Annotated in this window: 13 protein-coding genes; 7 read left to right on the top strand and 6 right to left on the bottom strand. The window is 66.6% G+C overall.

Features of this window, described 5'->3' with window-relative positions; all coding sequences use genetic code 11:
• The 3 genes from QFZ30_RS00730 to QFZ30_RS00720 all read left to right on the top strand — a co-directional run bounded on the left by QFZ30_RS00730 (window position 1) and on the right by QFZ30_RS00720 (window position 2383).
• Window positions 1-627 carry a nucleoside/nucleotide kinase family protein gene (locus QFZ30_RS00730; RefSeq protein ID WP_307072532.1) on the top strand — a complete coding sequence of 209 codons (627 nt, stop codon included), beginning with the start codon at window positions 1-3 and terminating at the stop codon, window positions 625-627.
• Window positions 628-726: 99 nt separating this feature from the next.
• Window positions 727-1722 (top strand): aldo/keto reductase, encoded by a 996-nt coding sequence (locus tag QFZ30_RS00725; RefSeq protein ID WP_307072531.1) that lies wholly within the window; start codon window positions 727-729, stop codon window positions 1720-1722.
• A gap of 10 nt (window positions 1723-1732) precedes the next feature.
• Window positions 1733-2383, top strand: coding sequence for an MBL fold metallo-hydrolase (locus QFZ30_RS00720; protein WP_307072529.1), 651 nt, complete (start codon window positions 1733-1735; stop codon window positions 2381-2383).
• A gap of 91 nt (window positions 2384-2474) precedes the next feature.
• Here the strand turns inward: QFZ30_RS00720 and QFZ30_RS00715 are convergent, their stop codons facing one another.
• Window positions 2475-4382 carry a DEAD/DEAH box helicase gene (locus QFZ30_RS00715; protein WP_307072527.1) on the bottom strand — a complete coding sequence of 636 codons (1908 nt, stop codon included), beginning with the start codon at window positions 4380-4382 and terminating at the stop codon, window positions 2475-2477.
• A gap of 419 nt (window positions 4383-4801) precedes the next feature.
• Here QFZ30_RS00715 and QFZ30_RS00710 point away from each other — a divergent pair, with 419 nt between their 5' ends.
• Complete coding sequence (locus QFZ30_RS00710) at window positions 4802-5521, top strand: class I SAM-dependent methyltransferase (protein ID WP_307072525.1); 720 nt, start codon at window positions 4802-4804, stop codon at window positions 5519-5521.
• A 43-nt stretch (window positions 5522-5564) separates the two neighbouring features.
• Window positions 5565-6164, top strand: coding sequence for a dihydrofolate reductase family protein (locus QFZ30_RS00705; RefSeq protein WP_307072523.1), 600 nt, complete (start codon window positions 5565-5567; stop codon window positions 6162-6164).
• Between the two features lie 80 nt (window positions 6165-6244).
• Here the strand turns inward: QFZ30_RS00705 and QFZ30_RS00700 are convergent, their stop codons facing one another.
• Window positions 6245-7717, bottom strand: a complete 1473-nt coding sequence (locus QFZ30_RS00700; protein WP_307072521.1) for an MFS transporter — start codon at window positions 7715-7717, stop codon at window positions 6245-6247.
• 108 nt (window positions 7718-7825) lie between these two features.
• On the opposite strand from QFZ30_RS00700, the gene soxR reads away from it, so the two are divergent.
• Complete coding sequence (gene soxR, locus QFZ30_RS00695; RefSeq protein ID WP_307072519.1) at window positions 7826-8293, top strand: redox-sensitive transcriptional activator SoxR; 468 nt, start codon at window positions 7826-7828, stop codon at window positions 8291-8293.
• 44 nt (window positions 8294-8337) lie between these two features.
• Here soxR and QFZ30_RS00690 read toward each other — a convergent pair whose 3' ends face one another.
• Together QFZ30_RS00690 and QFZ30_RS00685 are read right to left on the bottom strand one after the other, a co-directional pair.
• Window positions 8338-9630: an MFS transporter gene (locus tag QFZ30_RS00690; protein ID WP_373462787.1), complete on the bottom strand. Its 1293-nt coding sequence runs from the start codon at window positions 9628-9630 to the stop codon at window positions 8338-8340.
• A gap of 85 nt (window positions 9631-9715) precedes the next feature.
• A complete protein-coding gene (locus QFZ30_RS00685; RefSeq protein ID WP_307072515.1) occupies window positions 9716-9976 on the bottom strand; it encodes a hypothetical protein in 261 nt (86 codons plus the stop codon).
• A gap of 115 nt (window positions 9977-10091) precedes the next feature.
• Between QFZ30_RS00685 and trmB the strand changes: the two genes are divergently transcribed.
• The gene (gene trmB, locus QFZ30_RS00680) at window positions 10092-11015 is read left to right on the top strand and encodes a tRNA (guanosine(46)-N7)-methyltransferase TrmB (RefSeq protein WP_307072513.1); all 924 of its coding nucleotides are present in this window, start codon (window positions 10092-10094) and stop codon (window positions 11013-11015) included.
• A gap of 57 nt (window positions 11016-11072) precedes the next feature.
• Here trmB and QFZ30_RS00675 read toward each other — a convergent pair whose 3' ends face one another.
• A complete protein-coding gene (locus QFZ30_RS00675; protein ID WP_307072511.1) occupies window positions 11073-11519 on the bottom strand; it encodes a hypothetical protein in 447 nt (148 codons plus the stop codon).
• A 74-nt stretch (window positions 11520-11593) separates the two neighbouring features.
• Window positions 11594-13174, bottom strand: a complete 1581-nt coding sequence (locus QFZ30_RS00670) for a hypothetical protein (RefSeq protein WP_307072508.1) — start codon at window positions 13172-13174, stop codon at window positions 11594-11596.
• Window positions 13175-13374 lie beyond the last annotated feature (200 nt).

Below are 13374 nucleotides of genomic sequence, written 5' to 3'. Positions count from 1 at the left end.
ATGGACTCCCCCGAGATAAATCAGGCAATGGACGCGTTGCGCCGCAAAATGGCCGGGGGCGGGCGGACCCTGTTGGGACTCGCGGGCGCTCCCGGCTCCGGGAAGTCGACCTTCGCGGCCTGGATCCAGCATCAGCTAGGCGCCGAACTGGCGGTGGTGGTGCCAATGGACGGGTTCCACCTTGGCAACGCCATCATCGACGGCACGCCGCTGAGGCAGCGGAAAGGCGCCATAGACACGTTCGACGTCGGCGGCTACTTGTCGCTGCTGCAGCGGCTGGCCCGGCGGGACGAGGAAGTGGTGTACGCACCGGAATTCCGGCGCACCTTGGACGAGCCGGTGGCAGCGTCCATCGCTGTTCCGGCATCCGTTCCGCTGGTCATCACCGAAGGGAACTACCTGTTGGCGGATTCGCCTCCGTGGAAGAAGGTCCGCGCACAGCTCGACGAGGTGTGGTTCGTGGACACACCACCGGCGCTTCGGCTTGAGCGGCTGGTGGACAGGCATGTGTTCTTTGGCATGGAGCGGCCTGCGGCGGAAGAATGGGCGGCCGGCTCGGACCAGGCCAACGCAGAGCTGATCGAAAAGACGAGGGCTTCGGCGGATCGGATCATCAGCTGGTCCTAAGGGGCCCGTCCTAGGATGACTGTGGACGCCGCCAGGAATACCCTGGCCGACATCGGGGTTCCTGGCTGGGACACCACTTCACAGCGAACGGAGCGCATTATGACTGCAGCATCGGTAGAGCTCGGCGACGGCCTCAAGGTCAGCCCACTGGGATTTGGCGGGATGGCCCTCACACCCGTCTACGGGGACGTTGACCCTGGCGAGGCACTGAGAACCCTGCACCATGCCGTGGATTCCGGCGTCACCTTCATCGACACCGCGGACATCTACGGCGGGGGCAGCAATGAAGAACTCATTTCGCGGCTGCTGAAGGAGCGCCGGGGCGAGGTGCAGCTGGCCACCAAGTTCTCCCTGGTGGGAAATCCCCACAACGGCTACACGGACGTCCGGGGGGACGCCGCCTACGTCAGGGAGGCCGTGGACGCCAGCCTGAAGCGCCTGGACACGGACGCCATTGACCTCTACTACATGCACCGCCGTGACCTCCGCGTTCCGATTGTGGAAACCGTGGAGGCCATGGCGGGGCTTGTAAAGGAGGGCAAGGTCAAGCATCTAGGCCTGTCCGAAGTGACGGCTCAGGAGCTGGCCCAGGCGCACGCCGTGCACCCCATCGCCGCGGTCCAGAGCGAATGGTCCATCTGGAGCCGCGACGTGGAACGCCACGTTGTTCCTGCCGCGGCCGAGCTCGGAGTGGGTTTTGTCCCGTATTCACCGCTGGGCCGGGGATTCCTCACCGGGACTGTCGACGCCTCACAGCTGGGTGAGAACGACTTCCGCCGGCGGATCCCGCGTTTCGCCGAAGACGCCGCGGATGCCAACCAGGCTGTGGTGGCCGCGGTCCAGCTGGTGGCCACGGTGCTGGAAGCCACGCCTGCCCAGGTGGCACTGGCCTGGCTGCTGGCGCAGGGCAAGCGCCTGGGCCTTGCGGTAGTCCCCATCCCCGGGACGCGCAGGACGCACCGGATCGATGAAAACCTGGGCGCCCTGGCCCTGGACCTGACCCCGGCGCAACTGGACGCCCTGGACCAGGCGGCGGACGCCGTCGTCGGCTCCCGCTCCGCGGACCTCAACTGGGTGTCCGAAGGCCGTGAATAAACTGGTCCGCATGGACACGCTCATTCACTCGTTACGGGACATCACCATCCGCCGGATCTCCGTCAGCGAGATGGACAACAACGTGTATCTGCTGACGGCCAAAGACTCGGGCGCCCAGCTGTTGATCGACGCCGCGGATGACCTTCCGGCCATCCAGGAGTTGCTCGCGGACGCCGACGCGGATTCCCCGGGAACGCCCCGGCTGGAGCTGATCGCCACCACGCACCAGCATTGGGACCATGTCCGGGCACTGCCTGGACTGGTGGAAGCCACCGGCGCGCGGACTGCAGCGGGCGCTGCTGACGCCCCCGGGCTTCCCGTGAAGGTGGATGTGCTGCTGGACCACGGGGACGTCGGGAACTTCGACGGGTTCGCCGTGACAGCAGTGCACCTGCGCGGGCACACCCCTGGGTCCGTTGCCTTTGTCTACCAGGACCCGGCCGGGCCGGCCCACATCTTCTCCGGTGACTCACTTTTCCCCGGCGGCGTGGGCAACACCCAGAAGGATCCCGAACGCCTCAACCAGCTGATCACGGATGTGGCCGAGCGGTTGTTCGACGTGTACCCGGACAATACTGTGGTGCACCCGGGCCACGGCAAACCCACCACCCTTGGCACGGAACGCCCGCACCTTGAGGAGTGGCGCGCCCGCGGCTGGTGACCCTGGTTAAACACCATCGAGTGCTCCATAAGTGCCGTTATGAACCTTCTAAACGGCGCTTACGGAGCACTCGATGGTGTTTTAAGGGACCTTAGCGGCCGCGGCGTTCGTTTGAGGCGGGAGCCGACGCACGGCGGGGACCGCTGCGGGCCGGACGGCCTTCGCCGGAACGGCCGTTGCCGTTGCCAGCGTAAGAACCACCGGAGGTCCCGCCGGTGTTGGAGGACCATACGGCCTTGTTGCCTGCGTTGCCTGTGCTTGCTGCGGCCCCGGCGCGCTGGCCGGTTGCCGGACGTCCGCCGCGCTGGCCGCCGGTTGCACCGGCGCCGGTTGCACCGGCGCGGGGAGCACCGGCGCGGGGAGCACCGGTACCGCCACGAGGTGCTCCGCTGCGGGTTGCACCGCGGACATCGCCACGGCCTTCGGCTGCGCGTCCGTCAGAACCGCGGCCAGCCGATGACCGGCCACCTGCCGCGGGAACGTCGTTGCGGTGCGTGCTGTAAGCAGTGTTGCGGCCGCGGGAGTTGCGCCGTGCTGCTGCCGCTGCCTGGGCGCGGTCCTCATTCTGCTCAACGACGCGGTCTGCGGCGTTACGGGCTGCGGCCTGACCTTCGTAGGCCACGGCCCGGCGCTCGGCGCGGGGCAGGTCGGTGCGGGGAGCTTCAGCAGCCACCCGTCCACGTCCGCCACGTCCGCCACGGCCACCCGCGGAGGGTGCAGCCTGGCGGCGAGCGCGCTTGCGCTCAGCGTTGGCGCCGGTGGAGGTGCCGCCGCCCTGCTGTGCTGCCTTGGCGGCGAGCAGAGCCGCACGGGTGCGCGGATCGATCTTGTCGGCCATTTCGCCCACCAGTTCAGCGACCAGCGGCGAGTTGGCGGTGACGCGCTCGAAGTTGACCTCGACGCCGGCAGCCTTCATGAGCTTCTTGACGTCAGACTGCTGCTCCGGAAGGGTCAGCGTCACCACTGTGCCGTCCGAACCCGCGCGGGCCGTACGGCCTGAGCGGTGCAGGTATGCCTTGTGCTCTGTGGGCGGGTCAACGTGGATCACCAGTTCGACGTCGTCCACGTGGACTCCGCGTGCTGCGACGTCGGTGGCCACCAGGACGCGGACGTCACCGGAGGAGAACTCGGCCAGGTTGCGGTCACGGGCGTTCTGCGAGAGGTTGCCGTGCAGATCAACGGCGGGGATCCCGGCGTCGGTCAGGGTCTTGGCCAGCTTGCGGGCGTGGTGCTTGGTGCGCATGAAGAGAAGGCGGCGTCCGGCGCCGGAGGCGAGCTCAACGATCAGCTGCTTCTTGACGGTCTGGTCGTTGACCACCAGCACGTGGTGCTCCATGGTGGTTACCGCGGCCTGCGGATCGTCCACGGAGTGGGTCAGCGGGTTGGACAGGTAGCGCTGGACGATCTTGTCCACGCCGTTGTCCAGCGTTGCGGAGAACAGGAGGCGCTGGCCCTGGCTGGGGGTCATGTCCATCAGCTTCTTCACAACCGGAAGGAAGCCGAGGTCAGCCATGTGGTCGGCCTCGTCCAGGACAGTGATCTCCACGGCCTCGAGGGTGAGGATGCGCTGGCGGATCAGGTCCTCCAGGCGGCCCGGGCAGGCGATGACGATGTCGACGCCGGCACGCAGGGCCTTTTCCTGGCGGGCCTGGGAGATACCGCCGTAGATCACGGTGGTGGTCAGGCCCATGGCCTTGGCCATCGGCTCGATGGTGGCGTTGATCTGGGTGGCCAGCTCACGGGTGGGTGCAAGGACAAGCCCCATGGGGCGGCCGGGCTTGCGGAAGTGCTTGGCTTCCCGCTCAGCGAGTCGTGCTACAAGCGGGATGGCGAAGGCGATGGTCTTGCCGGAGCCGGTGCGGCCGCGGCCCAGGACGTCGCGTCCGGACAGCGTGTCAGGGAGGGTCTTCACCTGGATGGGGAACGGTTCTACGATTCCCTGGGCGGTGAGGGTGTCGGCAAGCGCTTTGGGCGTGCCGAGGGCAGCAAAAGTAGTCATGTGTTTCAAAGTCTTTCAGGCGGTATCCGTGCGGATATCGGCCCCGATGCCGGTTGGCTCAGGGGTTCGCCGAAGAAAAGTCAGGTGATCAACCGGGCTGCTGCCAATCGTGCAAAGACGGCAGTCGGGACCAAATGGAACGCGTTCATCGACGCAGGATGTGCCTCTCACATGAAAAAAGCCCACTCCCGAAAAACTGGGACCAGGCGGGCATCACTGCACATCAAGTTCCACCAGTCTACCATCCCGAAGCCCCCGGACCTTTTCTTGCTTCCCCGCACACCAGTGCCTTGGGTCTCCCTCCCTCCAACTGACTCGCATTTAATGTCGCCAAAACAAGGAATGACGACGTTAAATGCGACCTAGTTGGGTCACCAGGGCCGTTGCCATCGGGTGCCCTCCAGGAGCACGCTTGAGGCATGACGCAACAGGGTGAGGCCCACTACCTGACGGACGACGGCGGTAGCCGCCCGGCGGAAGGATCGGATCAGAGCGCTGCTTCCGCCTGGGACGAAAAATATCGGAGCAAGCCTCGGATCTGGAGCGGCAAACCCAATCCCCAGCTGATCCGAGAGGCGGCCGGGCTGCACCCGCGTGAGGCGCTGGACCTGGGTTGCGGCGAAGGGGCCGACGCCATCTGGCTCGCGCAGCAAGGCTGGACCGTCACCGCAGTCGACGTTTCCGGCGTCGCCCTGGAGCGTGCGGCCATGCACGAAAAAGCGGCGCTTGACCGGGAGAGCGTGCACGCGGGTGAGGGCGCCATCCCCAGCCGCATCCACTGGCAACAGTGTGACCTTGCGGAATGGCAGCCGGCGGGAACGTTCGATCTGGTGTCCTCCCAGTTCCTGCATTCGCCCTCCCTTGCATGGCAGGGCCCGCTGCGGACGGCGGCTGCTGCCGTCAAGCACGGCGGCACGCTGCTGATCGTGGGCCACCACCCGGACCGGTTGCCGCCGTGGGGATCCCACACCTCGCCGGAGATGTTCTACACCCCGGCACAACTGGTCGAGGAACTGGAACTGGACTCGCCGCAATGGCAAGTCGAAGTCCTCACCACCCGCGACCGGCTGGCCACGGGTCCGGACGGCCAGGAGGCAGTCATCGCCGACACCGTCCTTCGGGCAACCAGGCTGCCCTGACCCGGCAGAGACCCGGAACCGCCACCCCAGGAAGGACATACCGATGGCCAGGCTTGTCGCAGAAATGACCATGTCACTGGACGGGTTCATTGCCTTGCCGGATGACAGCGTGGGCGGTCTGTTCGACTGGTACAGCAACGGCACGGTGGAGGTCCCCACCGCCAGGCCGGACATGACGTGGCACGTCTCCCAGGCCAGCGCGGAGCACCTTCAGCGCACCATGAGCGCGGGCGCTCTCCTCGTGGGCAGGCGCATCTTCGACATAACCCAAGGCTGGGACGGACAGCACCCCATCAGCTGCCCCATCGTGGTGCTCAGCCACTCGGTCCCGGACGGCTGGCCGCGGGACGGCGTCCCCTACACCTTTGTCACCAGCGGCTTCCAGGAGGCTGTTGAGGCCGCCAGCCGGCTGGCAGGGGACAAGGACGTGGGGCTCGCCGGGCCGGACATCATCCGGCAGGCGATCGACGCCGGCCTGCTGGCGGAGGTCCGGGTGAACCTGGCGCCGTGGCTGCTGGGGTCAGGGATCCGTTTCTTCGACCATCTGGGTTCTGCCCCGGTAAAACTGGAGAGGACCCGGGTCATCGAGGGCGACGGCGTTACGCACCTCTACTTCAACGTCCTGCCCCGTCCGGACTACTGACCTTTCCACCGAGTTTTTGTGCAGATAACGCGACTTCGGTGCGCGTTTGGCCGCATTATCTCTCCACACAAACTCCGGGGTCAGTCGGTGCGGCGGGATGCTGAGGCCAGGTGCGGTGCCGAGACCCGGGGCGCCACGGCGACCGTGGCGACGGCGACCACTGCCGCCAGGGCGAAGACCCCGGCGAACGATTCCGCCGTCGTCGTAAATGCGGTGAAAACGATGCCCGTGGTGGCGAGCGCCAGCGCGCCGCCGAGCGAATCCGAAATGGACATGGCGGAGCTGTTGAAGCCTTCGTTGTCCTTGCTGGAGAGCGCCAGCGTCATCACGCTCAGCCGCGGATACAACAGCCCCATGCCGCCGCCGGCGAAGATCCAGCCTGCAATCGCGACGGCGGCAGACCAGTTGAGTGCCGTGGTGGCCAGGGCCAGCACGATGGCGGCCAGCACCAGCACCGAGCCGATCCGCACGGCAACGCTGTGGGCCAGCCGGGTGCCGAGCCTGCCCTGGATCGCCGAGCCACCCGCCCAGGCCAGCGCTCCGCCGGTGAGGGTCAGGCCCGCGAAGGTGGCGGAGAAGGAGTACTGCTCAATCAGGAGGTAGGGCAGGTAGACCTCGGCGCCAAAGAACGCCGCGGAGGCCAGCCCGCGCGTGAGAATTACGCTTGGCAGTCCGCGGCGGGCTGTCAGCGTTCCCTTTGGCACCAGCGGCCGGACGGCCAGCAGGGCAACGACGACGGCGGCGACGGCCAGGACAGCCCCCGCGGCCGGGATGCCTGACAGCCTGACCTCCGCGGACAGGTTCAGGCCCAGGACGGCCAAGGCCGCGAGCGCGGCCCAGGCCATGCGGCCCACGGCCCACGGGGGTGTGGCGGCTGGTTTCGTTTCATTGGCTTCGAGTTGCCTCCTGGACGCCGCCCTGGGATCGGGCGCCATCCCGCGGAGCACCGGCACAATCATCACCAGGGCGGGAATCACCAGGCCCACCACGCCCAGGAACACCCAGTGCCAGCTCAGGACCTGCGCCACGATCCCGGCCGCGAACGGACCCACCAGGGACGGGATCACCCATGCGGCTGCGAACGCGGCGAAAATCTTGGGGTGCAGCAGCGCAGGGTAGACGCGCGCCACCACCACGTAGAGCGCAACGGTCATTGCCCCGCCGCCGAGTCCCTGCACCAGCCGGCCTGTCACCAATGCGGGCATGGTGCTTGCCGTGCCCGCAATCAGCAGGCCAACCACGAACAGTGCCACCGACGCATAGAGCGGGACGGAAGGTCCTCGGCGGTCCGACCAGTTGCCGGCCGCCACCATTCCGATCACCCCTGTGGCCAGCGGGCCGGCGAAGGCCAGGGCATAAAGGGCGGCGCCCTCCAGTTCACGGCTGACGATGGGCATGATGGTGGTCACCGCAAGGGATTCAAAGGCCCCCAGGAACACGAGCGCACACGAACCGATGGTCACCCACAGGTACGGCCGGTGCAGGATGCCCGTTGCGGGGTCGGTGGCTGGAAGAGTGGATTCGCGCACGGTAACGGCCTGATCGTTTGTCATGGACGCCACCGTAGGACCTCAACTAAGGTTGAGGTCAAGGAAACGTCCGGCTTACGGAAAACGCTGGACCCTCGGCCCGGGAACGCGATTGGCCCAACAGGGGGAAGCATGCCACAGCTCGCAGGCGGGGCGCACCATGCCCTCAGCATCGGCGAGTTGTCGGACCGGAGTGGGGTGGCGCCGTCGGCCCTTCACTTTTACGAACGCAACGGCCTCATCTCCTCCGAGCGCACCGCCGGCAACCAGCGGCGCTACCGCAGGGACGCGCTCCGGCGGGTGGCGTTCATCCGGGTGTCACAGCGGGTGGGAATCCCGCTGAAGGACATCCGCGCCGCGCTGGACTCGCTGCCGGAGGCCCGTACGCCCACCAAGCGCGACTGGTCCCGGCTTTCGCGGCTCTGGCGTGCGGAACTGGATGCCCGCATCGATACTTTGGAACACCTCCGCCGGGACCTGGACGGCTGCATCGGCTGCGGCTGCCTGAGCCTGAAGGCTTGCCGGCTCCAGAATCCGGAGGACAACTTGGGCTCGGCCGGCACGGGACCGGTCCGCTGGAAGCCAGACCCAACTGAGTAGCAGCAGATGTCGTTTAGGAGGATGTGGGCCCTACCTCGTTGGGGTCAGACGTATCGGTTCCGGCCAGCACGGTAGCCGAAGAGGGCGGCGAGAGATCCCACCGCCAGAAAGAGCACCCCGGCGGCCATGAAGGAACCCGTGGCCTGGTGCAGTTGGCCCACCATAAGCGTCCCGGTGGAGCCCACCCCGTAGCCCACGCCCTGCATCATTCCGGACAGGTGCGCGGCGGTGTGCCCGTCGCGGGTCCGGACCATGATCATGGTCAGCGCCACCGCGGTCAGGCTCCCCTGTCCCAGCCCGAGCAGTCCGGTCCACACCCAGATGAGTTCCAGCGGGCCGAAGATGCTGAGCGCGAATCCGCAGCCTGTCATGAGCGCCACCACCGTGTTGATGGCGCGCTGGTCTGCGAACCTTGTGGCCAATGCCGGGGCAAACAGCGAACCCAGCATCTGCAGCCCGATGGATACGGACACCATGAGCCCCGCGGTGGCCCCGTCAACGCCACGCTCGCGCAGGATCGGCGCCAGCCACGCAAAGACGCTGAACGACATCATGGCCTGCAGCACCATAAAAACTGTCACCTGCCAAGCCACAGCGGAGCGCCACACGTTGACGCCGCCCTTGACTGCCTGGTGCCGGGCGGGTCGTTGCCGCAGCGCCACCGGGAGGAACAGGAGAAGTACGACGGCGGCCGGAACCGCCCAGAACCACAGCGCCAATGTCCATTCCCCCGCTGCCGTGAAGACAGGGTAGGTAAAGCCGGCGCCGAGAGCGGCCGAGGCACAGATCGCAGTGGTGTACAGGCCACCCATCAGCCCGAGCCGGTGCGGGAAGTCACGCTTCACCAGCCCTGGAAGGAGGACGTTGCAGAGGGCGATGGCCGCGCCGCAGGCGGCAGTCCCCGTCAGCAGCGCCGGTAGGTGGCCGGCCCCTGGCACCAGCCCGCCAAGATCCAACGGCCGCAGCAGCAGCCCGGCGGTGAGCACAGCCATGGCTCCCAGCAGGACCCGCTCGGCGCCGAAGCGCCGAGCCAGCGGCGGGGCAAGCGGCGCAAATACCCCCAGGAGGGTGACAGGAACGGTGGTGAGCACCACGACGGCCCACCCGGGCAGGCCGGCGCCGGACGTTACCTCGGGGAGCACAGCGGCGAAACTGGAGAAGACCGTGCGCAGGTTCAGGCCGATCAGGACCAGGCATACGCCCAGATAGACCAGCGTCCGCTTAGTGCCGGGAGTGCCGGGAAGCCGGGTGGGCGCCGCCGCGGGAACGTCGTCGATCTCGGCGTCGACCAGGAGGTCCGGAACATCGGTCTTCTCAGCGCGGGTCACGGGATCCATTCTGTCAGGCTGATTAGCTCGCCTCCGTCCACTGGAAGATATCCACATAGGCCGCCGCGTTGCTGGCACCGTCTCCGGCGGCTTCCTACGCTGAACAGGTCTTCACCCACCAAGTTCCCTTCAGCCATTCGAAGAACGATGAGCGTTCCAAAGCCCCACGATCCACACTCACCACCGCTTCCCGCGCGGCCGCAAGCTGATGGGCCGCCACCAGCGTGGCCGCCACTGCGCGGAAGCGGGGGGGTGAAGGCACCACCAGCATGGCCGGATCCCCACCCCGCTCCAACAGCCACAGCTGCGCTGTCGCCGCCTTGTGGATTCTCGGGGCGGGACTTGTGCTGGGCACGGCGCACACGCTGAGGCTTCTGTACTGAACCCGGCTCACTATGAGTCGCCTCGGTGGCTGCTGCCCGCCCCCACTGCTGCGGGCCACCCGGAAGATCTCCTCTATTCTGGAAGGGATGAGCGAAACCCCAGAAACCCCCCAGCCTCCGCATGTCCCGCGGCCGGTAACGCCCGGAACCCAGGCGTCTTTCGGCACTTACGGCGGCCGGCCGGTCAGCTTTGTCCGCCGCGGAACCCGGTTGCAGGGCCGCCGCCAGGCCGCCTGGGAAGAGCATGCGGACCGTTGGGCCGTGGACGTCCCCCGGCACATCGCCAACACCTCAGTGCACCCCGACTACACGTTCGACGCGGAGGCGGAATTCGGCCGTAAGGCGCCGCTTGTGGTGGAGATCGGCTCCGGCCTGGGCGACGCCATTTGTCACGCCGCCGAGCAGAACCCGGACACGGACTTCCTTGCCGTGGAGGTCTACACCCCGGGCCTCGCCAACACCATCATCAAGATCAACAGCCGAGGGCTCAGCAATGTACGCGTGGTTGAAGCCAACGCCCCGGAGGTCCTCGCCACCATGCTGCCCTCCGGCTCGGTCAGCGAGCTGTGGGTGTTCTTTCCCGATCCCTGGCACAAATCGCGCCACCACAAACGCCGTCTCATCCAGCCGGAGTTTGCTGAACTGGCTGCCCGCGCCCTGAAGAAGGGCGGGCTCTGGCGCATCGCCACCGACTGGTCCAATTACGCCGTCCACGTCCGGGACGTCCTGGCTGGTTCCGAGGACTTCGAAAACCTGCACAATGGCGAACGCCACGGTCCCGAGAGCCCGCTCACCCAGGTGTGGCAGTCCGGCGTCGAGTCCGTGGTGGGCGGCGCGCCCGTCAGGGAAGGCCGCGCTCCGGTGAGCACTTTGCACACCGGGCCAAACGAGGGCGTGGACGAAACCGGCGGGTGGGCCCCGCGCTTTGAGGGCCGGATCCGTACCAGCTTCGAGGCGAAGGCACACGAGGCCGGCCGGCTGATCTTTGACCTCTGCTACCGCCGGCGGTAACGCCGGCTGGCTTCGTCAGCGGATCAGGTCAGAAGCCAGCACCCGCTGAGCCGGCCATCAACTTACGCTGATGGCGGCTACGATCTCCTTGAGCATGCCGAGCCGCGGCTCGATCTCCGGGTTGACGTACGGCCAGATCACCACGACGCCGATGAACCGGTCGTTTTCCCATATGCCCACGGTTGCAGCGACTTTCCCCGACCCGGCCGAGTCCGTGTAGCCCACCACCACGGCGTATGCGGCCTTGCCGGACAGGTTCAGTTCGCCTTCGGTCAGGAGGGTCCCTTCGCGCTCTTCGATGTAGAACGTGGACATCAGGTGGGCCCAGCCATTGGCCTGCGGGGCGCCTTGGACGGACGTTTCGTCCTTGATGACCGTTACCAAGACGTCGCCCAGCAGGCCATACTGTTCGGTGTTGGGCCCAGCGGTGGAGTCCTCCAGGACCTGGGTGTGCTCTGGAAAATCTGCCGTGAAGCCGAGCGGGGATTCGATATGCACTGACATGGTTGCTCCTTCAGCAATACGTCTTGGCCGGGCCGGCTGATGATGGGGACGGGACTGGACGCAGCACCGGCACGTCAGAGCCTCTCAAGCTTCGTGTCGTTCGGCACCTTATAGTACGTGGAGACGTTGGTGGTGGCCTGGTTCTCGGTCTTGAGTTCCACCTCGCCCACCTTGACGTCAAATCCTGCCTCGTTGGACGCCGTCACCACGCTGTTGACCTGAACGGTGGCGGAACCGGCCTCGTACAGTTTGGCGGCATCGGAGGCTGCGCCCGCGGTGTTGCCCAGCGCCACGTTCCGCATGTAGCTGTCGATCACGGCCTTGTTCTCCGGCGAATACTCAACATCGATCTTGACGGTGCCCTGGGTGCCGACTGTCACTGTGGACTCAACCTTGGCTGCCTTGACGTCAGTTCCCGCTGTGGCGCCTTCTGCCACAGTTCCGTCCATGGACAGGGAAACGGACTCGATGTTGCTGCCCTTGTCCAGGTTCACTTCCAGGCCGCCCTTGCCGGACGCCTCGAATACGCGGCCGTCGAGGTCCAGTTTGCCCTGGGCGGACACCTCGCCGCTGGCGGTGGCGGTGCCATCGGTCAGATTCCGTTCATAGGCAAGATCGAGCTTCGCCGAACCTGACGCGGGGCCCGACTCGCCTTCGGCCTCAAGGGAAAGAGTTCCCTTGGCCTTGTCCGACTGGCCGGTGGATCCGTTGTCATCAGCTGCATCGTTGATGGTGTCCAGAATGTAGCCGGGCGGGTTGCCGGCCACATCCTTGATCTCGCCCACGCTGTCCGGGGGAAGGTCCGTGTACATCTGCTCGCGCGCGGCCATGGCCTCCTCAACGCTGTCGAAGGTGTACTCGCGGGACACTTCCCCGTTGAGCGTGACGCCTGCCGCGCCGCTGGCGTCATTGACGCCCAGGCCCATGTTTCCGTAAACCTTCATCGTGGCCGAGCCGTCCGCGTTCTCTACCACTTCGGTGCCCACCTCGGCGCCGCCGTGGACCCAGGCGACCCTGGCCTCGACCGATGCCTTCCCGGTCTCCGTGTAGACCGGGATGTCCGCCTTGGCCAGCTCCTGAAGGTGGTGCTTGGCCTGTTCCTGGGCGGAGTTGGGGATGCCGCCATCCATCTTCATCAGGTCCTCGGCGAACGGGCCGTTCTCGCCTTCGCCCTCGATCAGGTACTTCCTGTCCGCGGCTGACAGGCTGTCCCACCATTTGGCTTGTTCTTCGGGGCTCGCGTCGAGCATCTTGTCCAGGCCGTTTTCCAGCTCCGCGCGGTGCTCGGCGGCCGCGGCGGCCTGCTTGGCCTGTTCCTGGAGCCAGTCCGATGCCTGCTGGGCCATAGCCTTGATCTTGTCCCACGCGCTCGTGCCGGTGCCGCCCGTTGAACTGGCCGAAGATTTTTCCTGCTCATCTGCGTGCTGCAGGAGGAGCTTGGAATTGTGGCGGAGACTGGATACCACCCGCTCCAGGCCTGGGCGATGGCTCCCCGTCCAGTCCTGACGGAACTGCTCGCTGTCAGCCCCCTTCCACGGGGCGGCCTGGATCTGGCTTTGCAGGGAGCTGGCCCGGCTGCTGAGCAACGAGGCAGCCTTGTCTGCGGCCTTGGCCAGCTCGCGCAGCTGGCTAACGTCAGCGCCGTAAAAAGTCATGCTGTCTCCCCCGGAGAAGTTTGTGGTTCAGGGTCTATCGCTGACGCTCATCGTCGCACAGACGCCAGCCCACGGCGATGGGGATCACTCCCCATCCACTGGCGCGAACAGGCAGGTAACACCCTCAAATCCGCTCGAAAGGGTCGCTATCTGCCAGTTCGCGCTCGACGTCGACCGGGACTGTTCGGGACTATGTTCCC

The organism is Arthrobacter pascens, from assembly GCF_030815585.1.
GTDB classification, from domain to species: domain Bacteria; phylum Actinomycetota; class Actinomycetes; order Actinomycetales; family Micrococcaceae; genus Arthrobacter; species Arthrobacter pascens_A.
The sequence above is the reverse complement of the archived record's forward strand: the minus strand, read 5'-3'. Positions and strand labels throughout refer to the sequence as shown.

Bases quoted from the DNA above. Each gene is read 5' to 3' on its own strand.
- QFZ30_RS00700 (WP_307072521.1), bottom strand. From the start codon at position 7,717: ATGACAAACGATCAGGCCGTTACCGTGCGCGAATCCACTCTTCCAGCC.
- QFZ30_RS00720 (WP_307072529.1), top strand. From the start codon at position 1,733: ATGGACACGCTCATTCACTCGTTACGGGACATCACCATCCGCCGGATC.
- QFZ30_RS00710 (WP_307072525.1), top strand. From the start codon at position 4,802: ATGACGCAACAGGGTGAGGCCCACTACCTGACGGACGACGGCGGTAGC.
- QFZ30_RS00725 (WP_307072531.1), top strand. From the start codon at position 727: ATGACTGCAGCATCGGTAGAGCTCGGCGACGGCCTCAAGGTCAGCCCA.
- soxR (WP_307072519.1), top strand. From the start codon at position 7,826: ATGCCACAGCTCGCAGGCGGGGCGCACCATGCCCTCAGCATCGGCGAG.
- QFZ30_RS00705 (WP_307072523.1), top strand. From the start codon at position 5,565: ATGGCCAGGCTTGTCGCAGAAATGACCATGTCACTGGACGGGTTCATT.
- QFZ30_RS00715 (WP_307072527.1), bottom strand. From the start codon at position 4,382: ATGACTACTTTTGCTGCCCTCGGCACGCCCAAAGCGCTTGCCGACACC.
- QFZ30_RS00675 (WP_307072511.1), bottom strand. From the start codon at position 11,519: ATGTCAGTGCATATCGAATCCCCGCTCGGCTTCACGGCAGATTTTCCA.
- trmB (WP_307072513.1), top strand. From the start codon at position 10,092: ATGAGCGAAACCCCAGAAACCCCCCAGCCTCCGCATGTCCCGCGGCCG.
- QFZ30_RS00670 (WP_307072508.1), bottom strand. From the start codon at position 13,174: ATGACTTTTTACGGCGCTGACGTTAGCCAGCTGCGCGAGCTGGCCAAG.
- QFZ30_RS00730 (WP_307072532.1), top strand. From the start codon at position 1: ATGGACTCCCCCGAGATAAATCAGGCAATGGACGCGTTGCGCCGCAAA.
- QFZ30_RS00690 (WP_373462787.1), bottom strand. From the start codon at position 9,630: ATGGATCCCGTGACCCGCGCTGAGAAGACCGATGTTCCGGACCTCCTG.